The organism is Rudanella lutea DSM 19387 (assembly GCF_000383955.1).
GTDB classification, from domain to species: domain Bacteria; phylum Bacteroidota; class Bacteroidia; order Cytophagales; family Spirosomataceae; genus Rudanella; species Rudanella lutea.
The window spans coordinates 6,266,760-6,292,312 of sequence record NZ_KB913013.1 but is presented as its reverse complement, the minus strand read 5'-3'; the positions used below and the strand labels follow the sequence as shown (position 1 = coordinate 6,292,312).

At 53.6% G+C, this 25,553-nt stretch carries 14 protein-coding genes; 5 read left to right on the top strand and 9 right to left on the bottom strand.

Translation table 11 applies throughout. The features are described 5' to 3' along the window. The first annotated feature begins 31 nt into the window (after positions 1-31). Together RUDLU_RS0125595 and RUDLU_RS0125590 are read left to right on the top strand one after the other, a co-directional pair. The gene (locus tag RUDLU_RS0125595) at positions 32-6,736 is read left to right on the top strand and encodes a hybrid non-ribosomal peptide synthetase/type I polyketide synthase (RefSeq protein WP_019991307.1); all 6,705 of its coding nucleotides are present in this window, start codon (positions 32-34) and stop codon (positions 6,734-6,736) included. Positions 6,737-7,004: 268 nt separating this feature from the next. Continuing rightward, complete coding sequence (locus RUDLU_RS0125590) at positions 7,005-8,204, top strand: tyrosine-type recombinase/integrase (RefSeq protein ID WP_245581723.1); 1,200 nt, start codon at positions 7,005-7,007, stop codon at positions 8,202-8,204. 76 nt (positions 8,205-8,280) lie between these two features. On the opposite strand, the gene RUDLU_RS28340 is transcribed toward RUDLU_RS0125590, so the two are convergent. The 9 genes from RUDLU_RS28340 to RUDLU_RS0125545 form a co-directional block, all read right to left on the bottom strand. Then, positions 8,281-9,240 carry an NAD(P)/FAD-dependent oxidoreductase gene (locus RUDLU_RS28340; RefSeq protein WP_019991305.1) on the bottom strand — a complete coding sequence of 320 codons (960 nt, stop codon included), beginning with the start codon at positions 9,238-9,240 and terminating at the stop codon, positions 8,281-8,283. A 13-nt stretch (positions 9,241-9,253) separates the two neighbouring features. After that, positions 9,254-10,465: a GTP-binding protein gene (locus tag RUDLU_RS0125580; protein ID WP_019991304.1), complete on the bottom strand. Its 1,212-nt coding sequence runs from the start codon at positions 10,463-10,465 to the stop codon at positions 9,254-9,256. A 125-nt stretch (positions 10,466-10,590) separates the two neighbouring features. Beyond that, complete coding sequence (locus tag RUDLU_RS28335; RefSeq protein ID WP_019991303.1) at positions 10,591-11,658, bottom strand: CobW family GTP-binding protein; 1,068 nt, start codon at positions 11,656-11,658, stop codon at positions 10,591-10,593. Between the two features lie 226 nt (positions 11,659-11,884). Further along, a complete protein-coding gene (locus RUDLU_RS0125570; protein ID WP_019991302.1) occupies positions 11,885-13,315 on the bottom strand; it encodes a TolC family protein in 1,431 nt (476 codons plus the stop codon). Further along, entirely contained in the window at positions 13,308-16,511 is a 3,204-nt protein-coding gene (locus RUDLU_RS0125565; RefSeq protein ID WP_027303381.1) for an efflux RND transporter permease subunit, read from the bottom strand. The genes RUDLU_RS0125570 and RUDLU_RS0125565 overlap by 8 nt, the downstream gene beginning before the upstream one ends. A gap of 103 nt (positions 16,512-16,614) precedes the next feature. Further along, positions 16,615-17,715 (bottom strand): efflux RND transporter periplasmic adaptor subunit, encoded by a 1,101-nt coding sequence (locus RUDLU_RS0125560; protein ID WP_019991299.1) that lies wholly within the window; start codon positions 17,713-17,715, stop codon positions 16,615-16,617. A gap of 36 nt (positions 17,716-17,751) precedes the next feature. Beyond that, positions 17,752-18,054 carry a hypothetical protein gene (locus RUDLU_RS28330; protein WP_019991298.1) on the bottom strand — a complete coding sequence of 101 codons (303 nt, stop codon included), beginning with the start codon at positions 18,052-18,054 and terminating at the stop codon, positions 17,752-17,754. A 74-nt stretch (positions 18,055-18,128) separates the two neighbouring features. After that, positions 18,129-19,493 (bottom strand): sensor histidine kinase, encoded by a 1,365-nt coding sequence (locus RUDLU_RS0125550; RefSeq protein ID WP_019991297.1) that lies wholly within the window; start codon positions 19,491-19,493, stop codon positions 18,129-18,131. Between the two features lie 21 nt (positions 19,494-19,514). Further along, on the bottom strand, positions 19,515-20,186 hold the full coding sequence (locus tag RUDLU_RS0125545; protein ID WP_019991296.1) for a response regulator: 672 nt from the start codon (positions 20,184-20,186) through the stop codon (positions 19,515-19,517). A gap of 166 nt (positions 20,187-20,352) precedes the next feature. Between RUDLU_RS0125545 and RUDLU_RS0125540 the strand changes: the two genes are divergently transcribed. The 3 genes from RUDLU_RS0125540 to RUDLU_RS28325 all read left to right on the top strand — a co-directional run bounded on the left by RUDLU_RS0125540 (position 20,353) and on the right by RUDLU_RS28325 (position 25,553). Further along, positions 20,353-21,954 (top strand): DUF1593 domain-containing protein, encoded by a 1,602-nt coding sequence (locus RUDLU_RS0125540; protein ID WP_019991295.1) that lies wholly within the window; start codon positions 20,353-20,355, stop codon positions 21,952-21,954. Between the two features lie 29 nt (positions 21,955-21,983). Beyond that, the gene (locus RUDLU_RS0125535) at positions 21,984-22,376 is read left to right on the top strand and encodes a hypothetical protein (protein ID WP_019991294.1); all 393 of its coding nucleotides are present in this window, start codon (positions 21,984-21,986) and stop codon (positions 22,374-22,376) included. 84 nt (positions 22,377-22,460) lie between these two features. After that, complete coding sequence (locus RUDLU_RS28325; protein WP_019991293.1) at positions 22,461-25,553, top strand: efflux RND transporter permease subunit; 3,093 nt, start codon at positions 22,461-22,463, stop codon at positions 25,551-25,553.

Below are 25,553 nucleotides of genomic sequence, written 5' to 3'. Positions count from 1 at the left end.
CGGTACCAACGTCTATCCCCTCACCCATACTATGAATTCTCTCCCCAATAGAGACCAGGCTGTTGCCGGGCCAACCCTTGTCGATCTGCTGGTTGAACAGGCACAGCGTACCCCCGATCAGGTTGCTGTCGGGTTTGGGCAGCAGCAGCTCACCTACCGCCAACTCGACGAGCAGTCGAACCAACTGGCTCACCACCTGATGAGTCTTGGCGTACACGAAGAAACGCTCGTTCCGGTGTGCATGTACCGTTCGTTGTCGATGATTGTGAGTTTGTTAGGTATTCTGAAGGCGGGTGGAGCGTATGTCCCCATTGATCCAGACTACCCGGCTGAACGAATTCGGTACATTCTCTCGGACGTAAACGGACCGGTCGTGCTTGTTGATGAAGCGGCCAAAACCAAACTCCATGAACTGAATTCGGAAGCAACGTTGCTGAGCGTCGATGGTAAGTGGGACCGAATTGCGCTGGCACCAAACGGGCTACCGATCACCGCGCTAACCCCAGGCCATGCGGCTTACGTTATTTACACATCCGGCTCAACGGGGCAACCCAAAGGGGTGATTATTGAGCATCGGAACGTGGTTCGCTTATTTTTTACTGATTCACCCCTGTTCCACTTTGGCCCCGACGATGTCTGGACCCTATTCCACTCGTTTTGCTTCGATTTCTCGGTCTGGGAAATGTACGGGGCTTTACTTTTTGGAGGGAAGCTGGTCGTTGTTCCCGCATCCATCACTAAAGATGCCCAGCAATTTGGCGATTTACTGCACCGGGAAGGCGTGACGGTTCTCAACCAAACCCCCTCTGCTTTTTATGCCTTACAAGAGCAGGTGGTCGGTGGTATACATTCGTTGGCTCTGCGATACGTCATTTATGGGGGCGAAGCCCTGCATCCGACCCGATTGAAGCCCTGGTTTGAGGCATACCCCGACTGTGCGCTGATCAATATGTACGGTATCACGGAAACCACCGTACACGTGACCTATCTGGCACTTACCTCGGAGCACATACTGGATGGGGTAAGCGAGCACGCTGGGTCGCCGATCGGGGTGCCAATTCCTACCCTCACAACCTTTATTCTGGATCCCGACGGGCGCGAGGTGGGCGTCGGGGAGGTTGGCGAGCTGCATGTGGGCGGGGCCGGCTTGGCCCGCGGCTACCTGAACCGCCCGGATCTGACAGCTACGCGCTTTATCGCAAACCCGTTTGGTACCGAGCCCGGCGACCGACTGTACCGTAGTGGTGATCTGGCTCTTCGGTTACCCGATGGGAATATGGTCTATCAGGGCCGGATAGATGAGCAGGTGAAAATCAGGGGTTTTCGGATCGAGCTGGGGGAAATTGAAACCGTGTTGCTTCAGTATCCGGGGATACAGCAGGCAGTTGTGCTGGCGCGTGAAGACACCCATGGCGACAAACGGCTGGTTGGCTATGTGGTGATGCCGGTTGGCTTCGACCGGGTTGCCATAAAGACGTTTTTACAAACACGCCTACCCGACTACATGGTTCCTGCCCTGCTTTTGTCTGTCGAGTCCATTCCGCTTACCCGAAATGGTAAAGTGGATCGGCGAGCCCTTCCGAACCCCGATGCCTCCGATTTGTTGAGCAGCGCGTACGTGGCTCCTCAGAATCAGATTCAGCAGAATCTCATTGCGGTTTGGAAAGAAGTGCTCCAGGTGAGCCGGGTTGGGATTCGCGACAACTTTTTTGAGTTGGGTGGCAACTCCCTGCTGGCGATCAGGACCGTGACGGCGCTGAATCTGGCCTATCAGTATGACCTCCCCGTTACCAGGCTGTATGGCTACCCGACGGTAGAGGCCCTGGCCAATTTTCTGAACGGATCGGCTAAGTCTCCATTGCGCTCGCGGGACCGTAGGTCGCGCCTTACCGACGATACGGATATTGCGGTAATCGGAATGGCCGGGCGATTCCCCGGAGCCGCTTCGCCCGAGGCACTTTGGCAGGTGGTGGTCAATGGGCAGGAAACGATTCGTTTTTTTGCCGATGGGGAACTGGACCCCTCATTGGGGGCCTCCCTTACGGCAGACCCGGCCTATGTAAAAGCTCGTGGGATTCTGGAACACGCCGACCACTTCGACGCCGAATTTTTCAACCTGAACGGAAAGCTCGCGGAGGTGATGGACCCTCAGCAGCGCGTTTTTCTGGAGATTGTGTGGGAGGTGCTGGAAAAAACAGGCCACCTGCCTACCAGCTTTGACGGTGAAATTGGGTTGTGGGCGGGTTGCGGCAATAACACTTACTACCTGAACAACATCCTGACGAACCCCGATGTGCTCAATCAGATCGGGGCGTTTCAGGCCATGACGGTCAATGAGAAAGATTTCATCGCATCGCGAACGGCCTATCAGCTGAACCTGAATGGCCCGGCTGTTAGTGTCTACTCGGCCTGTTCATCGTCGTTATTAGCCATTACCCAGGCCGTTGACAGCTTGCGCCTGGGTCAGTGCGACCTGGCCCTTGCGGGTGGGGCCAGCGTAACGGCTCCGATCAATAGTGGACATTTGTACGAAGAAGGAGCCATGCTTAGTCGGGATGGTCATTGCCGACCGTTCGATGCCGAAGCCAGTGGTACGGTTTTCAGTGATGGCGCTGGGGTTGTTTTGCTGAAACGGCTGGCCGATGCCCAGCAGGATGGCGACACAATTTATGCCGTGATCAAAGGGGTTGGGGTAAATAATGATGGCGGGGGAAAAGGGAGTTTTACAGCACCGAGTGCTCAGGGGCAGGCCGTAGCGATCCGAAAGGCGCTCGATGATGCCAATGTTGACCCGGCTACAATCAGTTATGTCGAAGCCCACGGCACGGCAACGCCCCTCGGTGACCCAATCGAACTGGAAGGACTGAACCTTGCTTTTGGCCAAACGGATCGGAAGCAATATTGCGCCATCGGCTCCATCAAGAGTAACCTGGGCCACCTGACAGCCGCAGCAGGCGTTGCTGGTTTTATCAAAACGGCACTGGCCTTGCATCATCGGCAGCTTCCTCCTTCCATCGGTTATCAGCAGCCCAATCCGATTATCGATTTTGCCAGCAGCCCATTTTACGTGAATGACCGCTTACAGCCATGGCCTGACAATGTACCGGGCCTTGACGAGGCCAAGTCTGCGCATCCGCGCCGGGCGGGAGTTAGTTCGTTTGGGGTCGGAGGCACCAATGTGCACACTATTCTGGAAGAATACGCGCAAACAGTTGAACGAGATTGTTCGGTCCAGCCCACCCGTCGTACTCAGCTCGTTTGCTGGTCGGCCAAATCGGAAGCGAGTCTGAATGCCTATGCTGACCAACTGGCGACCGCCCTTTCTCAACCCGAAGCCCCCAGTTTGTCTGACGTTGCGTACACCCTTCAAACCACCCGGCCTTCGTTTGACCTCCGACGGTTTATGGTAGCCGATTCGACCGAAGAACTTGTCCATCAGCTTCGTAACCAGACACCAGAGCCCGCATCGACTGTTGCCGAAAGCCCCGGCGAACTGGTGTTTATGTTTCCCGGTCAGGGGGCTCAGTATCTGAATATGGGGAACGAGTTGTACCAAACAGAGCCTGAGTACCGGGATGCCGTTGACGCCTGCGCTGCGCATTTGCTTGGTCTATTGGATGTCGATATTCGAACCGTGCTTTTTGGGCCGGATAATGAAGAGGCTCAATCGCGACTCAAAAATACACGCTACACCCAGCCAGCTCTGTTTACAACAGAATACGCGCTAGCCCAACTCTGGATGAGCTGGGGTATCGCACCCTCGTTGTTTTGTGGGCACAGTATCGGGGAGTTTGTGGCGGCTCATTTGGCCGGTGTTTTCTCCCTCCCCGATACACTGACACTCATTGCTGCCCGTGGGCGATTGATTAGTGAACTGCCCGCGGGGCGTATGCTTTCGGTGCGGATGGATGCGGAAAAATTGCAGTTTATGCTTCCACCCGGTCTGTCGATTGCCGCCATCAACAGCCCGCAGCAGTGCGTGGTAGCTGGCCCCAACGAAGGGATTGAGCGGTTGGCTACTCTACTGGACAGACGGCAAATACCAAATCGGATGCTCGAAACGAGTCATGCGTTTCACTCGGCCATGATGGACCCGGCCGTGGCTTCTTTTGCGTCCATTGTGGGGCAAATTAGGCTTCAACATCCGCGCAAACCGATTGTTTCGACGGTGACTGGTACATGGCTGACCGATGCAGAGGCCACCGACCCCATGTACTGGGCTAACCATATGCGGTTGCCTGTGCAGTTTGCCCGCGCCTTACGAACACTCACCGAGGTACCTAACGCCCTATTGCTGGATGTAGGGCCGGGTACGGTTTCCACGGCTTTGGCCCGCCAACAGGGTTTTGAAAATCCGCTCCGGGTAGTCGCCAGCTTAGACACACAAGCCGGTAAGCAGTCGGAATCGCGGGCAATTTTAAAGGCATTGGGCACTTTGTGGACGTTGGGTGTCTCCCCCAGCTGGTCAGGCCTTTACGCGGCTGCATCCCCGCAAAAAGTCTTGTTGCCTACGTATGCTTTCGACCGGAAGCGCTGCTGGGTTGATCCAGTATCGCCCTCAGCATTAGTGCATTCAGGGACCATGTGTGCAGAAATGCCTTCGCAGGCAGATTTAACCCATTCAACGATAAGCATGTCAACTCCGAGTTCAAGAGTAGAAACACTGTTAGCCACTGTCAGGACGATCCTGACCGAAACGGCTGGCGTTGATAGTCGAAATGTAGGGCTGAGCAGCAGCTTTCTGGACCTTGGCCTCGATTCGTTGGCGCTTACGCAACTCTCGTTTCAGCTTCGCAAGAAATTCGATTTGCCCATCTCGTTCCGGCAGCTTTCGGCTGAGTACAATACGCTGGAAAAGTTACTCGCCTATCTCGATAGTAAGTTGCCCGCCGATGCGTATCGGCCCGTTGCCGCCCCGTCATCGGCAGTGGTTATGCCCGAGCGTCCGGTTGGGCCCGTGAATCAGGCTGTTGCTGCGCCTGTTCAGAACCAAGCGGATAGGCAACCGGTTATCCCGCAAGCTGTGGTGAGTAGCCTGCCCGATGCTCCTTCTGTGGTGAATCTGTTTGCGCAGCAGATTCAGATTTTGAATCAGCAACTGGCTATTTTACAGGGCGTTAATGTGGTTAATAGTGCGCCTGCACCTGCCCCGGTTCCCCAGCCTGCGGCTCAGGTTTCTCCAATTCAGGAGCCCGCAACAGTGGCCAGGCCATTTGGAGCTGGTGCCCGGATCGAGCGCCACATAACAGCCCTGAGTCCTTCGCAAAAACAGTTCTTACACGAACATGTAGAGCGCTACAACCAAAAAACAGCCAGTAGTAAAGCGCATACGCAGCAGTATCGCCCGTGGATGGCCGACCCCCGGGCGGTTACGGGTTTTAAGCCGTTGACCAAAGAAATTGTGTACCCGATTGTGGTTGATCAGTCGCTCGGTAGCCGGCTGTGGGACATTGACGGGAATGAATACATCGATGTCCTCAATGGTTTCGGCTCGATCCTGTTTGGGCACCGGCCTGATTTTCTGAATAAAGTTCTTCACGAACAACTGGACAAAGGGTACGAGATTGGACCGCAGCATCGGCTGGCTGGTGAGGTTTGCCAGATGATTTGTTCGTTCACCGGCTTTGAGCGGGCTGCTCTTTGTAACACTGGGTCTGAAGCGGTATTGGCTGCCATGCGCATGGCCCGCACCGTGACCGGCCGTTCGCTGGTGGTGGTGTTCACGGGTTCCTACCACGGCATCTTCGATGAAGTAATTGCTCGCGCGGGCGGTTCGCAGCAATCGTACCCGGCTGCTTTGGGAATTCCTTTGGAGGCTGTCCAAAATTTGCTCATTCTGGATTACGGTACCGACGAAAGTCTGGCCATCATTCGCAAACGAGCCAACGAACTGGCGGCCGTGCTGGTAGAGCCCGTACAAAGTCGACGCGCTGAATTTCAGCCGGTTGAGTTTTTGAAGAAGGTCAGAGAAGTAACAACGGAGTCGGGTACGGCCTTGATTTTCGATGAAGTTATCACCGGATTTCGCATGCACCCCGCTGGCGCTCAGGGGTTGTTTGGTATTCAGGCAGACCTGGCTTCGTATGGTAAAGTAGTGGGTGGCGGTTTGCCCATTGGTGTAGTTGCGGGTAAGGCAACTTTTATGGATGCACTGGATGGTGGTTTCTGGAATTACGGCGACGCGTCATATCCTGAGGCTGACATCACGTTTTATGCAGGAACCTTTGTGCGGCACCCGTTGGCCCTGGCGGCTGCCAAAGCCTCGCTAACGTATATGCAGAAGCAAGGCCCTGCGTTGCAACAGCGATTGACCGACAAAGCCCGCACCCTGGCTGATGCGATGAATCAGTTTGTAACTGACAATAAGCTGCCTATTCTGGTGTCGCAGTTTGGCTCCCTTTGGAGAATCAAGTTTTTGGAGGAGATCCCCTACAGTGAGTTGTTGTTTACGCTCATGCGCGAGCGAGGTATTCATATCTGGGATGGTTTTCCGTGCTTCATGACCGAAGCACACACGCCCGATGACATTGACCGAATCGTTGAGGCATTTATCGAGAGTATTCAGGATTTGGCTGATGCGGAGTTTATGCCCAAACTAGCTGTTCGAAAGAAAAATAAAAAAAGCACACCTCCGATTATTGGCGCCCGTTTGGGCCGAGACGAAGAGGGTAACCCAGCCTGGTTTGTCCCCGACCCCGAACGACCGACCAAATTTTTGCAAATAATCTCCAACTAAGCACTATACTGTAAGCAAATGTAGAATGTACCGTGTGTAATGAATGATGAAGCCTAATCGCTAATCAGCAGGATACGTTCTCCATTCAAATACGTGCTTTTCTCGCCCCGGTCTCATTTCACTACTGAAATTTGGCCGGGGCGGCTTGTTTGTGTGCACGACAGAGTAGACAACTGGTCTAAATCTTTCACCGTCTCATAAATTATGATTTGCGTGAATTGGTGAAAACCGGAAAATGTATGATCTTTGAATTGCTAAACCAATGATGATGAAGGGACTTCGTAAACTGGATGGGCGTACACAACAGGGGTTGGGGGCGATGCAATCGCGACTGACAGTGAGTCAGCTGATCCGGTACTTCGCGACCGACCTACCGAAGTCAAGTAATTACCCCCGGCATGCTCGCGCGTTTGTCGATGACTGTCTCCAGAAAAACAGGCCGATCGACGGAGTGAGCTTTGCGCAGTACACCGCCTATTTGCCACCCAATCGGGTTTCGCCGATTCGGAAGTTTATGTTGTTCTTCCAGCAGATTGGTCAACCTACCGTTGTGCCCGACCCGAGCGGCCCGACGCTGCCGCCCGCTATGAATGAGCTGGTACTTCGGTTTATTCGGGACGCTAAAAACCTACGGGGTGATCGTTCCAAAGAAACCTACACGAAGGCCCTGAATGCCTTTTTCGCTTACGTCGATGGGCAGTTGCACCTGGGGCAGACGGCTTCGTTGAGCGGGCAAACCGTAGCCGATTTTGTTCACCATCTGAAAGCGGAAGATTACTCGCCGTTTACGGTAAATCTGTACCTGTCGGCGGTTAAGCAATTGGCCGTTTGGTGCATCCGTAAACGGGAAAACTTAGGGCTTAATGGGCAGCAAATCAACGAATTGCGCGATATTAGCGATATTCGTGGGTTGGCGATTGAACGTACCTTTTACAAAGATAGCCTTGAAGCTAACGAACGGCGCGACTTGCTTGCCGTACCCGAGTCGGCGCGCGATTTAGCCATTATGGCTTTGCTGAGTCTGGAAGGGTTGCGAACTGTGGAAGTGACCCGCCTGCGACTCGGTGACCTGGATTTTGACCGGGGGCAACTGCGGGTGTTGGGCAAAGGGAAACATACGCGCAAACCGATCAAGTTTTTTGCCGAATGCCGTCAGGCGGTTGAAGCGTTTTTACGGGAAACAGAGCGCTGGCCCATTGTACCCGCCCGGCAAAACGAGTCTCTGTTCGACGAGCTAAAAACACACCAGATCCGTTACGTTGTCGACAAGTATTTGCGGCAGCAGGGACTGAAACGTAAAGGAATGTCGGCACACAGTTTACGCCACACCGCTGGGCAGCTTCTGCTCGAATCGGGTGTTAGTCTGGAGCACGTGCAACAGCATCTTCGGCACGAAACGATGGAAACAACGCAGTTTTACACCAAAAAACAGACACAAAAAACATACCTCGACCAAATGCCCGACTGATTCGGGATATCAAATTTGGTGGAGGTACGCTTCTGGCCTACCGATTTTGATGAGCCCGTGGCTGTATTTACACCTTTCACTGATCCAAATCGGCCAATTTTACAACACGCTCCTGCAATGAAGCAGTGAGTAACTCTCGATTAATCCAGGCCCCCGTTTTTGCACCGCTGGCAACCGCCTGACTCACTTGCCGATAAAGCGTTGTCGCGTCGCCCGCAGCAAACACGCCGGGTACGTTTGTCTCACCTACTTCACTAACTTTAATTAACCCAGTTTCGTGTAATTCACAACCTAACTGTTCGGGCAGGTCGGTATGTTGCCGGAAGGGGACGCGCGAAAACAGAGCTGTGAGTGGCACTCGGCTGCCATTATCGAATACGATGCCGGTAAGCATACTTGCTTGATGATCAAGTAAGGCGATTGGCGTTTCAACAATCGGAATGCCGAGTTGGGTCAGTGTATCCTTCTGCGTTTCGGTGAGCGTCGACGGGCCGTTGGTAAACAGCGTCAGGTGGCTAGCCCAGTGCTGAATGAGGGTAGCCATCTCGTAACCCACTTCACCGTTAGCTAAAACACCCAGCGGCTGCCCGTGTACCTCATACCCGTGGCAATACGGACAATGTAGTACCGAGCGGCCCCAGCATTCGGCAAAGCCCGGCAGGTCGGGCATGATATCGAATAAGCCGGTTGCCAGCAGCAGCTTTTTGACGATAACTTGCTGACTTGCAGAACCATCAGTAGGCTGTGACGTTACCAGAATGCCTTCAGTTGTCAACTGGGCGTTGACGACCGTTCCAGCGCGGAGCTCCACGTTAGGGTAATGGCTCAGTTGCTCGCGGGCAATGGCGAGGAGTTGAGCCGGTGATTCGCCATCGCGGGTCAGAAAACCGTGCGATGCGGGTGTTTGGCGGTTACAGGGTTGACCGGCGTCGATGACCAGCACCTCCCGGAGCGAACGGCCCAGAACGAGCGCGGCACTCAGGCCCGCGCAACTTCCGCCAATGATGATTACGTCGTAAATCTTGTTGATTGTCATGATGTGAATGTGTCTATTCCCAAACCGGGAAAGGGTCTTTGAAGACGCCGTTGTTTTCCATGTGCTTCAGTTCCAGCTCGGTACACAAACATTCCGCCAGTTCTGCGCGTATTTGTGGCTCGTTCAGATCCTGACCGATGATGACCAGTTCGTTTTGCCGGTCCCCGAAGCGTTTGTGCCAGCGACTTTCAATCTGGTCGCGGTTATCCAGAAACGAACCGTACCGAATACGCTCTTGAAACGGCATGGAGGCCCACCAGACCCCGGCTCGTTCGGCCCGGAGACTACCGCCAGCCTGGCTGAAATTGAGGGCTTCGTTGGGTCTTGAAGCCAGCCAGAACAGCCCTTTGCTGCGAATGATGCCGGCCGGAAAATGCTCACTCAGGTACTGCCAGAAACGTGCCGGGTGAAACGGCCGATGGTCGCGGAACACAAACGACCCGATGCCGTATTCTTCGGTCTCGGGCGTGTGGCCGATGCCGTTTTTGTGATTTTGTAGCTCCTGAATCCAGCCCGCCGACTGCGATGCCTCGTCAAAGTTGAATAGCTTAGTGTTCAGAATCTGAGCCGGATCGACTGTTGAAAACTGCGATTCAATCAGCCGCGCTTTGGGGTTCAGCTTATGCAGAATCGCCTTTAATTCGCCTATCTGTTGGCGACTGAGCAGATCAGTCTTGTTGAGGATGATGACGTTGGCAAACTCAATCTGATCGGTAAGCAGGTTCACAATTGTGCGCGTATCGGTGGGGTCATCATTCAGGTGTCTCCCGTACACGTTGTCGATTGAACCAAAGTCTTTGGGAAAGTTGAACGCATCGACCACAGTAACAAGGGTATCGAGCCGGGCAAACCGCGAAAGGTCAATTCCGTTTTCTTCATCTACAAAGGAAAAGGTTTGAGCTACAGGTAGCGGCTCCGATATACCCGTTGACTCAATAAGCAGATAGTCGAACCTGTTTTCGCGGGCCAGTTTTTCCACTTCCAGCATCAGATCTTCCCGAAGGGTACAGCATATGCAGCCATTGCTCATTTCGACCAGTTTTTCCTCTGTACGTGAGAGCGTACTTTGCTGGTTAATGAGTTGGGCATCTACATTGACCTCACTCATATCGTTGACGATAACCGCCACTTTGAGGCCCTGTTTATTATGTAGTATGTGGTTAAGAAGGGTGGTTTTGCCGGCTCCCAGAAAGCCGCTCAATACGGTGACAGGTAGTTTTTTCATGACCAAAGGGTACTCGTGCGAGTAGATTGCACCAGCAATCACACAAGGTTCTTTGGCAAAGGTATTTCTTTTTGCAACAACGTTGCAAAAAGAAATAAATAAAACTTGCCCTACGCGTTTTAGCCTTACAAGATGGGTGTTTGGTGAAGTAGGTCAGATGGGCTGGCATCCGGGTCCCTGGAGAAACATTGTCCGAGCATCGTTTCCAGCTCGGCGGTCTTCAAGCCGCGGCCGATGAATACAAGCCGGCTCAAACGGTCATCTTCGGTTTGCCACGGCGCTCCATCTACCAGCGTCAGTGTCTGACCAACTGACTGAACAATCCATCGCTCGGCCCGCGACCGGTCGTAAATCACTCCTTTGATCCGGTATAGGTCTTTGCCATGAAAGAGCAGCAGGGTAGTCAGGCGATGGTACAACCGGGTCAGGTCGAGCGATTTAGTAAATCGGAAGCTAACCGAAACCAGATTGCTATGCCGATGATGATGCGCTTTGGGAGAGGCCTCGGTCGAGTGGGCCTGCGGCTCTGGTATTGACTGAGCACCGGGCAAATTGGGGCGGGTGGGCGTTAGGCGAGCTATACCGGTCGTCTCAGCCACATCTCGAACCACCGCCAGCAGTGCTTTAATCGGATAGTCATCTTTATGACCCACCAGTACCTCGGCCAATGGGTTTATCTCGTGTAGGGTCGTACGGAGCCGGGCGAGGTAGTCGGGGCTTACCCGGTCGGTTTTGTTAATCAGAATAACGTCGGCAAACGAAATCTGGCCAATGGCCTCTTCTGTATCTCGGAGCTGATCTTCAATCAGTTCGGCGTCGACAAGGCAGATAACCCGTTTGATCGTGAACGCCTGTTGCACCGCTGGCACCATCATAAACGGAACGGCAATGTTGGCCGGGTCGGCAATGCCGGTAGTTTCGATAATCAGCTCGTCGAAGCTGTCCTGCCGTTGGCTCAGGGCGTCGAGCACGTCGAGCAGATTATTGCTGAGTGTACAGCACAGGCACCCGTTACTGAGTTCGGTAATATCGACATCCGGTCGAACGATCAGCTCGCCGTCGATGCCCTCTTCACCGAACTCGTTCTCAACCAGCGCAAAGCGTCGGCCGACTTGTTCGTTCAGCAGGGCGTTCAGGAGGGTGGTCTTCCCTGAGCCCAGAAACCCGGTCAGGATGGTTACGTCTTTTGGCATTGCGGTTTGGTTGGCAGGCAATTAGTTATAAATTTTAAATGGATTGGGCCAGAGTAGTAAGCAGAATGTTTCTATCTGTCATTTCATGCAATTCGCGATTTGCGAATTGCAAATTAGCAACTTTATATCTAATCGAACCCAAACAGACCAACTACACAAAAGCCGTCAGATAGCGCCTATTGGGGCTATCTGACGGCGTATATTTACTTAGATCGCACGCTGGTGCTTAATTCCAGCCACCACCGAGGGCGCGGTACGCATTGACCATTGCGTTTAGTTGTTGCATGCGGGTCTCTACGAGGTCAAACCGCGATTCGAGGGCGTCGCGCTGCGTCAGCAACACCTCCATGTAATCGGCCCGTGCTGATTTGAACAGCGTGTTCGAGATGTTCGTAGACTGCAGCAACGCGTCGACCTGCCGGGCCTTAAAATCATAACTCTTTTGCAGGTTATTCATATTGGCCAACTGATTAGCTACTTCGATGTACCCGTTCAGAATTGCTCGTTCGTAATTGTAAACAGCCTGGATCTGCCGGGCATTGGCGCTGGCGTACATAGCCTTAATCGCGTTTCGGTTAACCAACGGTCGGCTCAAACCACCCACCAGCGAGTAAAGCAGTGATTCGGGTGAGAGCAGCAGGGCCGGATTGTACGAGTTAAAACCCACCGCAGCGGAAAGGTCTAACGATGGCAGAAAATTAGCCCGCGCTACCTCAACATCCAAGCGGGCTGCTTCGAGTTCGCGCTCAGCCCGGCGAATATCCGGTCGGTTCTGCAATAACTGCGACGGTAGGCCCGCCCGCACGGGCTGAGGAACCAGCACGTTAAAATCCTGGGTACTCCGTTGTACCGGTTGCGGAAACCGCCCAACCAGAAAATTGATTCGGTTCTCTGTTTCGGTTATTCGCTGCTGAATGTTGTACTGGAGGCTCTGCGTGCCCAGTACCTGGGCCTCAAACCGGCGGACAGCCAACTCGGTTACCCGCGCCGATTCCTTCTGCGTCCGCACAATGTTCAACGCGTTCGTCTGAATCTCTACGTTTTTTCGGACAATATCAAGCTGATTGTCAAGGCCTAATAGCTCGTAGTACGAATTGGCGATCTCGGCTACAATGTTTGTAACGGCAAAGTTTTTCCCTTCAATCGACGACAGGTACCGGGTAGCAGCCGCCCGCTTTGCATTGTGCAATTTGTTCCAGATGTCGATCTCCCACGAGACATTGGCAGCCAGCCGAAAGTCGGGTAGTGGGTTTGGAAACCGATGGCCGGGTCGGATTTCGTTGTTTTCTTCCACAGCCCCCGGCCGGGTGTAACGCCCAACCTTGTCGACACCCGCATCGGCCCGCAGACCCACAAAAGGCAGGTACTCTCCGGTACGCGCCCGGATGTCGTTTTGGGCAATCTGAATTTCCTGCATCGTGATGTTCAGCTCCTGATTGTTGTGCAGAGCGGTGTCGATGAGGGCTGTCAGGTAGGGATCGGTAAAGAACTCCCGCCAGCTCTGTTTGCCTGTATTTACGGAATCCTGACCCGTTCCAAAACTAATTGGTACAGACCGGTTTTCTGTCCGCCCAACCAGCATGGGCGTTTTGCAGGAAGTGGCGGCCAGCGTTAGAAACGCTACGCCCAGACCACCTATACTAAGTCGTTTAAACATGGTTTTCGCGTTCTTCAATGGCAGGGAATGTATCAATCTGATGGACAAGGTTCTCGCTAAGGGGTTCATCTTCTTCATCCCGAATAAGCTTGCGCCCGTCGGCGAGGTGAGCGAAAATGTAGTACAGGCCGGGGATGATAACGACCCCCAGAATGGTGCCGAACAACATACCGCCCATGGCCGAAGCGCCGATGGTACGGTTGCCAATGGCGCCCGCGCCGGTTGCAATCAGGAGCGGAATAAGTCCGGCTACAAACGCGAAGGAGGTCATCAGAATAGGTCGGAAACGGACCTTCGCTCCCTCGATGGCCGCGTTTAGAATGGAGGCCCCCTCCTGTCGTTTCTGCACCGCAAATTCCACAATTAAGACGGCGTTTTTACCCAGAAGCCCCACCAGCATGATCAGACCAATTTGGGCGTAAATGTTGTTTTCGAGCCCCATCAGTTTAAGCATGAAAAACGAGCCGAACACCCCAACGGGCAATGAAAACACAACCGCGAGCGGAATAATAAAGCTCTCATACTGTGCCGCCAGCACCATGTACACGAAAGCCAGCACGATCAGGAACACGTACAAAGACTCATTGCCCCGGATAGATTCGTCGTACGAAAGCCCCTCGAAGGCAATGTCGTAGCCTTTGGGTAACGTTTGGGCTGCCACTTCCCGAATAGCCTCAATGGCTTCAGCGGTGGTGTACCCTTTGGCCGGCAGCCCCTGAATAGCCGAAGAGTTGTACAGGTTAAACCGGGTAATCTCGTTTGGGCCCTGCCCTTTTTTCAAATGCATGAAGGCCGAGTATGGCACCATCTCTCCCGCGTCGTTTTTCACAAAAAGCTTGAGCAGGTCGGTTGGGAGTCGGCGGAAACTGGGGTCCGACTGTACATAAACCTTAAAGAACTGGTTGAACTTGATAAAGCCTTGTTCGTACGTACTGCCAATCATGATGTTGAGGTTGTCCATGGCTTTGCCAATCGAAACCCCCTTTTGCATAGCCAGTTTATTGTCGATAACCAGCTCGTACTGCGGGTAGTTGGCCGCGAAGAATGTAAACAGACCGGTCAGCTCTTTGCGCTTGCCCAGATTTTCCATAAACTCCTTGTTCACCCGGTCAAACTCGCTGTAATCGGTATCGGTGTTCTTGTCGAGTAAACGCATGGAGAAACCGCCCGACGTACCAAAACCCGGAATGGCTGGTGGTTCGAAGAACTCGATAATGGCCCCCATACCGCGGGACTTTTCTTCCAGTTCTTCCATAATCTCTTTCACGTTATGGTCGCGCTCCGACCAGGGCTTGAGGTTGATCAGACAGGTGCCCGCGTTGGAGCCCCGACCTTCCGTCATGATTTCGTAGCCCGCCAGTGAGGAGATTGATTCGATTCCTTCCACGCCCCGACAGATTTTTTGTAAGGCCTGCGATACCTGATTCGTTTTCTCCAGCGTAGAACCCGGAGGGGTCTGGATAATGGCGTAAATGGTGCTCTGATCCTCATTCGGAATGAAACCGGCTGGCAGAATCTTGTTCTCGTACGCGATGCCTAAACAGAACAGAGCCAGTACTCCAAACGTGACCACCCGCCGGTTGACAATCAATTTAAGCAGGCCTACATAACGACCAGTCAGCTTGTCGAAACTCCGGTTGAACCGATCAAGTGCCCGGTTCAGCAACGTTTTCCGACGAGCATGGCCATGGTGGTTTTTGAGCAACATGGCGCACAAAACAGGCGTCAGCGTCAGCGCAACGAGGGCCGAAATCACGATGGACGAGGCCATCGTAATGGAGAACTGCCGGTAGAAGGTACCCACGGGGCCGGTCATGAACGAGATCGGGAGGAATACCGACACCATGACGGCTGTGATGGCAATAATGGCTCCACTTATTTCACCCAGCACTTTCCGGACGGCCCCAAACGGCGATAAGTGGGTCTCTTCTTCCATCTTGGCGTGTACGGCCTCGACCACCACAATGGCATCGTCGACAACAATACCGATAGCCAATACGAGGGCAAACAGGGTGATAAGGTTAATGGAAAGTCCGAAGAACTGAATCACAAAAAAGGCCCCAACCAACGATACCGGAACCGCCAGAATCGGAATTAACGTTGACCGCCAGTCGCCGAGGAACACAAAAACTACAAGTGCAACCAGCAAAAAGGCGTCGCGCAACGTGTGAATAACCTGCTCAATAGAAGCGTCGAGAAACTGTGAGACGTCGTAGCTGATCTTGTAGTCGACACCCGGCGGAAACGACCCTTTCATGGTTTCGAGCTTCGCCTTTACTTCATCGATAACCTCGCTCGCATTACTGCCGTAGTTTTGCCGCAACACGATAGCGGCCGATGCCTGCCCATCGAGGTTGGAGTAGATGTCGAAAAATTCGCTACCTAATTCAACGCGGGCAATGTCGCGCAGGTGAATGCTCTCGCCCTCGGCATTGGCCCGGATAATGATATCTTCGTATTCTTTCGGCTCACTATAGCGGCCTTTGTACGTCAGCACGTATTCGAGCGACTGAGCCGCGATACCCGAACTTTGCCCAATACGACCCGGCCGACCGATGATACTTTGCTCGCCCAGGGCTTTCATGACTTCTTCTGTCGAAATGTTGTAAGCCCGCATCCGGTCGGGGTTGAGCCACACCCGCATGGCGTACCGGCGGCTACCCAGAATCTGCGCGCGGGCAACGCCCTTGGTCCGCTGGATTTCGGGGATCATCTTGACGGTTGCGTAGTTGAACAGGAATTTTTCGTCGATGCGTTTGTCTTTCGAGTACAAGTTCACGTACATCAACATACTCGGCTGCACCGGCGTGATAATCACCCCTTCGCGTTGTACCAGTTCGGGGAGCAGCGGCATGACCTGATCGACCCGCGTTTTGACCCGGACAACGGCGTCGTTGGGGTCAGTGCCCGGTTCAAAAATAATGCGGAGGGTAGCCTCGCCCGCGCTTGTGGCGTCGGTGGCAATGTAGCGCATATCCTGCACGCCATTGATGGCCTGTTCGAGGGTGATGAGCGTCGATTTGACGAGTACATCGGCGCTGGCACCGGGGTAGGCAATAAAAATATTGACCGTGGTGGGGGCAATATCAGGGAATTGCGAGATCGGGAGCTTTTTGATCGCCAGTACGCCGACAAAGACGATCATGACCGATATGACAATCGCGAATACGGGTCTGCGTATGAATGTTGAAAACATAAAAAAGAAACGTTTACAGGGTACGGTTTACCAACTTCAGGTTCTGGCCCATTCGAGCTTTGGGGCAGCAAAACCGAAGGCAGTAAACGGCAAACCAGGTGGCCTATTCGGCGTAGAGGCTTAAGTTGGAGAGGACGGCTTCGGGCCGTTGGTATTTCACGTGTACTTTATCGTTTTCCTTTACCTGGCGCAGGCCTTCCAGAATGATGGTGTCGTCTTTTTTCAGACCACTCTGCACAACGAAAATGTGGGGCATTTCGGCGGCAATTGAGATTTCCCGCGACCGCACCACACCGGCTTTGTCTACTACGTACACGTACTTTTTCTCCAGCACCTCAAACGTTGCTTTTTGCGGGATGATGAGCGCGTTGCGGAGCGGGACTTTCATGCGAACAAGACCCGTTTCGCCATGACGAAGCAACCCTTGCGGGTTCGGAAAACTGGCCCGGAACGCGATGTTGCCGGTTTCGTTATTAAAATCGGCTTCGATGGTTTGTACCACCCCCGGATGCGGAAACACCTCGTTGTTGGCCATCACCAGATTCACGTTTACCCCGTTATCCTTCTGATGGGTTTTGTAGTCGAGGTACTCGGCCTCGGGTACGTTGAAATACACCCACATTTTGCTGTTGTCCGAGAGGGTTGTCAGTAAATCACCTTCATCAACGAGGCTACCCAACCGTACCTGAAAGTGGTCCATGATCCCACTAAACGGGGCTCTGATCTGGGTAAACTGTAAGTGGGTTTTGGCCAGCGCAACTTCGGCGTTGGCTTTGTCGAATTTAGCTTTGGCCAGTGCCAGCTCATTTTTCGAGACAATATTGCTGTCGGCCAGCCGCTTGGTGTTCTGTAACTCGATACCGACATAGTTGGCCTCGGCCTGCGATTTTTGCAGCTCGGCATTGTACACTACGGGCATGATCTGAAACATCAGTTGCCCATTTTTTACGTGCTGACCTTCGTCCACAAAAATCTTCTGCAGGTACCCTTTTTCCAGAGCCCGGACCTCGATATGCTGGATAGCCCGGACCTGACAAACGTATTCTTTGATGGCTGTTGTGTCTTTCAGCAGGGGGCTGGTTACCGGATAGCTGACCGCTTCCTCTTTGTGCTCTTCCGCTTTGGTCGAACAGCCCACGTTACCCAGCAAGGCACTGAGGCAGCTAAGCAGGAGAATTTTTCTGGTATGAACCGTAATGAACATGGTTGTATTAATGGGATTATGTTTGGGAGATTGAGATTACTTTGCTGAGGGATTCTGAACGGGATTCCGGCCGTTTGGTGGAGGGCTCTCGGTGATGTCCGTGGTCGAATCCATCCGGTTCGTCAACGGTGTATCGACCGTACGGAGCCTGACCTGCCCATCGGTGTCGTCGCCGGCGTGAGCGGTTGTGTTGCGCATTTCGTATTCGTAAATGCTGCGTGTATGGCTTTGCTTGATCAATAAGAAACCGTTGAACGCCAGTGAAAGGGCCAGCGCCAGTCCAAAGCCATACAGTAAAATCGATTCTGACCGCCGAGCGGGAATATTCCGACGTTGCATTGCCTGTGTCTCTGATTACAGACACAAAACAAGCGGCTCACATTAGAGCGGTATGAGAAGGAAATTAGAAGATATTAGAAGCGCTCCAGGGCGTTGGGCAGGGTGATCGTAACGGAGGTGCCCTGTCCTTCTTTCGACGTAAAATGAAGCGTACCCTGATGGAGGTCAATAATTTTCTGGGTAACCGCCAGACCAATGCCGTAACCCGGTACGCCATCAACATTTTTACCCCGGTACAAGGGATCGAGAATATGAGCAATGTCGGCGTCGGTGATGCCCCGCCCCTTGTCCATTACGGTTACGATACAATGCTCTTCCCAGGCGCGTAATTGTATCGAAACGGGCTCACTCGAGTATTTGCAGGCATTATCGAGCACATTCAGCAAAGCAGTGGTGAGCAGGGTTGCGCTGCCGCGAATGGTAAACGAGTCGTCATCGCCCGATACGAATTGAAGCGGCAGGCTCCGACCCGGATATTTTGCCTGCACTTGCGCGATGGCCGTCAGCAGGCAATCATCAACCTGAATCAGGCTCAGCGTGACCGATCTGTCGGTGACTTTGGCTAAGCTGAGTAAGCTGTTGGTCAGCGCAATCACTTTTTTCAGCTCATCAACGGCCACCTCCATACTGTCACGCCAATCGGCCGGATTCTGGTCGTACCGGAGCGACGTTTCGAGGGTGCCGAGCGTATTGGTCAGGGGGGTACGCAGCTCATGCGATGCGTGGGCGACAAAGCTGCGTTGGGAAATAAAGGCGTCTTCGAGCCGAAACAGCATTTGGTTGAAGGTCATAGCCAGTTGGGCGATTTCGTCCCGCCGGTTTCCTTCGTTGACCCGCTTGTGCAGATCGACGGCCGTGATTTGTTCCACTTCATCGACAATCTGCGAGATGGGCCTCAGCACGCGTCCCGAGAAATACCAACCCGCCAGAACGATCAAGGTGAAGCCCAGCAGGTTCGCCAAAAGGAGAATCTGCTGAAGGGTCTCCAGTTTTACCAGGCCGATTCGGTCGTAACCCGATGCAAAAATGTAAAACAACTGCCCACGATCCCGGTACGTAATCACGATTGACTCAAGGTGCCCACTCCGAAACTCAAAGAGTGAGATGGTGTCGAGTTTAGGGATCTTTTCTTTGTAATAGTCTGATTCTTTCAGGGTTCGGTTTGTGAATACGAGATTGTGTCGACTGTCGAAAATACTGATCTGCTCTTCAACGATGGACAGCAGATCCGTGCGGATCATGTTTTTGAAGAAGTCATCGTGCAAATGCCGCCGTGAAATCAGCACCCGACCAGCCACCCGGGCCGTCGACTCCAGCCGACTGTAAAACTCTTCCTGCCGATACAGCGAATAAAAGTACCAGACCAGCAGCGACAGGGTCACCTGGATAGCGGTGGCCAGAAGGGTAAACGTGACGGTCAGGCGGTTTCGGATAAGCATGAAGCGGAGTTGGAAATGGGGTTAATCTTCACGCAGTACATACCCCATGCCCACGATGGTGTGCAGGAGTTTAGGCGAAAAATCTTTGTCGATTTTTTTGCGCAGGTAACTGATATACACGTCGATAACGTTGGTAGCGCTGTCGAAATTGAGGCTCCAAACCCGTTCGCTGATATCAACGCGGGAAATAATTTTGCCCTTGTTCAGCATCAGGTACTCCATCAGGGCGTACTCGCGGGTCGTCAGGTCAATGCGTTTGCCTGCCCGCGTGACGGTCTTGGCGTCCAGATTCAGTTCCAGATCGGCCAACCGGAGTATTTGCCCGCGTTTGGTGCCGCTCCGGCGGGTGAGTGCGCGCACCCGGAGCAATAGCTCGGCAAATTCAAAGGGTTTGGCAAGGTAATCGTCGGCGCCAGCGCCAAAGCCGTCCGATTTATCCGCCAGGCTGTCCAGCGCCGTGAGCATCAGCACGGGTACAGCCTCATTTTCAGCGCGGATATGCCGACACAACTCAAAGCCATTCATTTGCGGCAGGTTGACATCCAAAATGATCACATCGTACACATCTCGGCGAAAGAGCGAAAGACCCATGCGCCCATCGTATGCCACTTCAACCTCGTACCCCTCGGCCGACATTCCTTTGCGGATAAAAGAAGCCAAACGTTCTTCGTCTTCCACCAACAGTATTTTCATAAAACGTTTGTGCGTCTAAATGCTAAGTATGGGCCTCGGTCGCCCGAATTGATTACCTGCGGCTAAGTTAATACGGCGGCTGCTGAATAGTATAAATCCACCGCTGGGTAGTTTACCTTGACGATACCCAATTGGACCTACCGAAGCGACCATAAACCCCTGACGCATGAAATTCAATCTGCCAGGCCTGGCTCTCTACCTGCAGGCTGTACTTGTTCTGATTGGCCTCGGCAACCTACCCGCAGCGGCTCAGGCACCAACCCGGCCACGTATTGTTGTCACGGCCGACCCTGAGCTGGATGACAACAACTCGCTTATCCGGTTTCTGCTGTACAGCAGCGATTTGAACATTGAGGGGCTGATTTATGCGAGTAGCGGCTACCACTGGAAAGGCGACGGTAAGGGAACCCGGTGGTTTGTGCCTGGCCGGGAATACACGCGGTTTGGCTTGAACCTGTGCCCCTGCGAATCATGGCGTTGGGCTAAAGACGAGCGCTTCATTCACGATATTGTCGACGCCTACGCGAAGGTGTATCCTAACCTCAAAATCCATAATGCGCGCTACCCGGCTCCGGCCGAGTTAAAAGCTAAAATTCGGTACGGGAACATAGAGTTCGACGGTGACTATTCTAAAGATACGCCGGGTTCCGACCTGATTAAATCATTGATACTCGACGATAAACCGGGGCCGCTGTACATCACGGCCTGGGGCGGGCAAAGCACCATTGCGCGAGCGCTCAAATCCATACAGGAGCAGTATGAATACACGGCACAGTGGGAGGCTATCAAAGCGAAAATCGGGCGTAAAGTGGTGCTGCTGCCCTCTGGTGATCAGGACGATACTTACGCTACTTACATCGCTCCCAATTGGCCAAACATTGAATACCGTCAGTTTAAGGGAGGGCCTAACTATGGGTATGGCGCTCAACTGGGGGCCCGCGCGGAGGATGCTCCGTACCTGACTGCGAATTGGATGAGCGAAAACGTAACGGCCCGCGGCCCGCTGGGGGCGCTCTACCGGGTTTGGGGCGACGGAAAGCAGATGGTTAAAGATGATAAGCTCGATTATTTTGGGTTGACAGGTTACACCAACGACCAACTCAAAAAAATGGGTTATGCCGTCTGGATGCCCGTGCAGCAGAAAGGGTCATGGCTGGGTGAGGGCGACAACCACACGTTTATGAATATGCTCGGAAACGGTCTCCGAGCCTACGAACTGGGCTCGTATGGTGGCTGGGGCGGTCAGGGAATAGATCGGGACGAGAGCAAGAAAAACTCGATGTTTGGTCTGTCTACATCCCTCGACACCAGTGCCAGCGCCATGGCCAATGCCCTGAGTACGGCTAACGCCCGAATCGCTAAAAACGCCAATACGTTCCCCAACTTTTATCCATATGCCCAGCGCGATTTTGCCGCCCGAATGAAGTGGTCGGTAACGCCCCGGTATGCTGATGCGAATCATGAACCCGTAGTTCGGGTGGAGGGGCCGTTGACGGTTATGGCGTCGGCCGGGCAAACCATTCGGCTCAACGGGCGGGTGTCTGACCCCGATGGGCAGTCGGTTGCTGTTCGGTGGTGGCAGTTTCGGGTGGGTAGCTACCCCGGCGAAGTCGTAATTTCCAACCCCGACCAACCCCGTACCGAGATACTGATTCCGAAAGATGCCAAAGGGGGGCAAACCATTCATCTAATTCTGGAAGCAACGGACACCGGCAGCCCGGCACTTACCCGGTACGAGCGAGTTGTTGTAAAAATCCGCGAGAACTAACGTACCTCATTTCTGCCTACCTTTGTCCCATGAAATCGGTGACCGCTTTGTGTTTGGGTATCCTGCTCCTGGTAGGCAGTCTGTTTCCGCAGACTGACGTGGAGGAGGTATTCAAGCTGCCCGGACTGGTCACCCATTACCAATGGCACAAACAGATTGCCAAGGGCGACATTGACATCTGGCAGTTTCTGGAGATGCACTACGGGCTGTCGTCCAAACATGCCAAAACGGATCACGAAGGGGTGAAAATTCCGCTGTACAATCACCTGTCGGCTGGTTTTGTTTTTGTGCTTTCTGCCCCTCAGTTTGTCCCGGCCCGATTAGAGACGTTTCTCAACTGGCCCTCGATTCACTTTACGTACGAGAATTTATACTCCTTTCTGCGGGTAGCTCCGCTTCTCCAGCCACCCCGGCTCGGATAACGCTCCTTTTTATGCCTTTGTGCGCCCGGTTTGTCGTCCCGACAGGCCGGGTTAAGGCTATTTTTCAACGCGTTATCCATTTTCATGCTACATAAAATCATTCAGTTCAGTATCCGCCAAAAGCTGATGGTGGGGCTGGGCGTAGTGGCGCTGATTGCCTGGGGTTTGTATGCCCTGCAACAGCTGCCTATTGATGCCATACCCGATATTACCAACAATCAGGTGCAGGTGATTACGCAGGTGCCTTCGCTGGCGGCTCAGGAAACCGAGCAGTTTATCACCTTCCCGCTCGAAACAACCCTCCGCAATGTGCCCGGTGTTACCGAAATCCGGTCGATCTCGCGCTTTGGCTTGTCGGTCATCACGGTGGTTTTTGATGAGGCTACCCCGACGTTTCTGGCCCGGCAGCTGGTGACTGAGCAGCTTAAAGCGGCCGAGGGAAACCTGACCATGGGTACCCCTCAGCTGGCACCCATTACCACTGGTTTAGGCGAAATTTACCAGTACGTGATTCATCCCAAGGCCGGCTTTGAACAACGGTACTCTGCTACCGACCTCCGAACAGTGCAGGACTGGATTGTGAAACGGCAACTGGCAGGTGTGCCTGGTGTGGTCGACATCAGTAGTTTGGGTGGTTACCTGAAAGAATACGAGGTACGCATTGACCCCGAGCGACTGCACGGAATGAACACGACCCTTGCCGAAGTGATGGACGCTTTGGCCGAAAATAACGCCAACACCGGTGGCAGCTATATCGAAAAAGGCCCCGAAGCCTTCTTCATCCGGGGTGAGGGGATGGTTAAAACCGCCGAAGAGATCGGGCAGGTGGTGGTCAAGAACGTGGGCGTAACCCCAATTCTTATTCGCGATGTTGCAGAGGTGGGCGAGGGGCATGCCGTTCGGTACGGAGCAATGACCCGCAACGGTAAGGGTGAGGTAGTTGGTGGTATTGTGCTGATGCTCAAGGGGGCTTCGTCCGAAAAAACTATCGCGGGGGTAAAAGAACGAATCGCCCAGATTCAAAAAAGTTTACCCGAGGGGTTGGTGATCGAACCGTTTCTGGATCGGAAAGTGCTCATTGACAAGGCCATTCATACCGTCACCAAAAACCTTATAGAAGGCGGCCTCATCGTTATGACCGTACTGCTTTTGCTGTTGGGCAATTGGCGGGCGGGTTTGGTGGTTGCATCGGTAATCCCGCTTTGTATGCTGTTTGCCCTGGGCATGATGCACGTATTTGGGGTGTCGGCAAACCTCATGAGTCTGGGGGCTATCGACTTCGGGTTGCTTGTCGATGGAGCCGTAATCATCGTGGAGAGCATGATTTTTACGATTGTGCACAACCGGGCCACGCAGTCGCAATCGATGGATGATGTGGCGTTGGATTCGGCCAGCCGACTAATGCGGTCGGCTCTGTTTGGTCAGCTGATCATTTTGATCGTCTATGTACCGATTCTGTCGCTCACAGGTATCGAAGGAAAAATGTTCAGGCCCATGGCGCTCACGGTGGGGTTTGCCATTCTGGGAGCTATGCTGCTGTGCGTCAGCTACGTGCCGATGATGGCCGCTACATTGCTGCGGAAAGATATTCAGGAGGAGGGCACCTTGGCCGACCGGATCATGAAATGGCTTTATCGGCTGTATGACCCCATACTCGAAGGGGCCCTGCGCTGGCGAAAAAGTGTGTTGGTTGCCTCGGCGGGGTTGCTGGTTGGAGCCATAGGGTTGTTTATGTCTATGGGGGGCGAGTTTATCCCTAACCTTGATGAAGGCGATATCGCCATCAGCCTGACGCTAAAACCGGGATCGTCGTTACGGCAGACTATCGAAACCACCCAACGAATGGAAACGATTCTGAAAAACGGTTTCCCGGAGGTTAACGATGTGATTTCGAAGATCGGCACCGCCGAAATCCCGACCGACCCCATGCCGATTGAAGCCGCCGACGTGATGGTGCTGCTCAAAGACCCAGTTGAGTGGACATCGGCGGGCACCAAAGAGGAGTTGATTATCCAAATGGAGCGTGCCCTCAGTGTCATCCCTGGCCTGACTGTAGAATTTACCCAGCCCATTCAGCTCCGGTTCAATGAATTGATGACGGGTGTAAAGTCGGATATTGCCGTTAAAATTTACGGTGAAGACCTGACTACACTATTTGCTAAAGCCAACCTGGCGACCGCTAAACTAAAATCGATCCCGGGCGTGGCCGACCTGAAAGTGGAGCAAATTAGTGGCCTGCCTCAGATGCTTGTTTCGTACAACCGGGCTCGTTTGGCTCAGTACGGTGTGTCGGTAGCCAGTTTGAACCGTATTCTGAAAGCCGCGTTTGCGGGTGAGGCCGCCGGGGTTGTGTTTGAAGGAGAAAAACGGTTCGATCTGGTTGTTCGGCTGGATAGCACCTACCGGCAGGACATCGAAAACATTCGACAGCTCTACGTTGATCTGCCGAGTGGGCAACAGGTTCCCTTGGCTGAGTTGGCCACGATCCGGTATCAGGATGCACCCATGCAGATATCGCGCGACAATGCCCGGCGTCGGATCACAATCGGAATCAACGTGCGGGGCCGTGACGTAGAGAGTCTGGTAGGTGAAATGAAAACCGTGCTCGAACAGCAGGTTCCATTACCGGCCGGGTACAGCTACACCTTTGGCGGGCAATTCGAAAATCTGGTCAAAGCCAAAGAAAGGCTGGGCGTTGCCGTGCCGTTGGCCCTCGTGCTGATTGGCTTACTACTCTATTTTACGTTTGGTTCGGCCCAGCAGGCTTTACTTATTTTTTCGGCCATTCCGCTCTCGGCCATTGGCGGGGTGGTGGCGCTTTGGTTGCGCGGAATGCCGTTCAGTATTTCGGCCGGGGTTGGGTTTATTGCCCTGTTTGGCATTGCCGTGCTAAACGGGATCGTGTTGATCAGCTACTTCAATGAGCTCCAGAAAGAAGGCGTGGCCGACGCCCTCACACGGGTCCGGCAGGGTACGAGGGTGCGTTTTCGGCCCGTGGTCATGACGGCGGCTGTAGCTTCGATGGGCTTTTTACCGATGGCCCTCTCAACCTCAGCGGGTGCCGAAGTGCAAAAACCGCTGGCCACGGTCGTGATTGGCGGATTGGTATCGGCCACGCTGCTTACACTGGTGGTGTTGCCGGTGTTGTATAGTATGTCTGTTCCCAAAACAAAGTAG

Excerpts from the sequence above, each read along its gene's own strand:
- RUDLU_RS0125565 (WP_027303381.1), bottom strand. The coding sequence starts at position 16,511 with ATGTTTTCAACATTCATACGCAGACCCGTATTCGCGATTGTCATATCG.
- RUDLU_RS0125545 (WP_019991296.1), bottom strand. The coding sequence starts at position 20,186 with ATGAAAATACTGTTGGTGGAAGACGAAGAACGTTTGGCTTCTTTTATC.
- RUDLU_RS0125560 (WP_019991299.1), bottom strand. The coding sequence starts at position 17,715 with ATGTTCATTACGGTTCATACCAGAAAAATTCTCCTGCTTAGCTGCCTC.
- RUDLU_RS28340 (WP_019991305.1), bottom strand. The coding sequence starts at position 9,240 with ATGACAATCAACAAGATTTACGACGTAATCATCATTGGCGGAAGTTGC.
- RUDLU_RS0125590 (WP_245581723.1), top strand. The coding sequence starts at position 7,005 with ATGAAGGGACTTCGTAAACTGGATGGGCGTACACAACAGGGGTTGGGG.
- RUDLU_RS0125595 (WP_019991307.1), top strand. The coding sequence starts at position 32 with ATGAATTCTCTCCCCAATAGAGACCAGGCTGTTGCCGGGCCAACCCTT.
- RUDLU_RS28330 (WP_019991298.1), bottom strand. The coding sequence starts at position 18,054 with ATGCAACGTCGGAATATTCCCGCTCGGCGGTCAGAATCGATTTTACTG.
- RUDLU_RS0125570 (WP_019991302.1), bottom strand. The coding sequence starts at position 13,315 with ATGTTTAAACGACTTAGTATAGGTGGTCTGGGCGTAGCGTTTCTAACG.
- RUDLU_RS28335 (WP_019991303.1), bottom strand. The coding sequence starts at position 11,658 with ATGCCAAAAGACGTAACCATCCTGACCGGGTTTCTGGGCTCAGGGAAG.
- RUDLU_RS28325 (WP_019991293.1), top strand. The coding sequence starts at position 22,461 with ATGCTACATAAAATCATTCAGTTCAGTATCCGCCAAAAGCTGATGGTG.
- RUDLU_RS0125535 (WP_019991294.1), top strand. The coding sequence starts at position 21,984 with ATGAAATCGGTGACCGCTTTGTGTTTGGGTATCCTGCTCCTGGTAGGC.
- RUDLU_RS0125580 (WP_019991304.1), bottom strand. The coding sequence starts at position 10,465 with ATGAAAAAACTACCTGTCACCGTATTGAGCGGCTTTCTGGGAGCCGGC.
- RUDLU_RS0125540 (WP_019991295.1), top strand. The coding sequence starts at position 20,353 with ATGAAATTCAATCTGCCAGGCCTGGCTCTCTACCTGCAGGCTGTACTT.
- RUDLU_RS0125550 (WP_019991297.1), bottom strand. The coding sequence starts at position 19,493 with ATGCTTATCCGAAACCGCCTGACCGTCACGTTTACCCTTCTGGCCACC.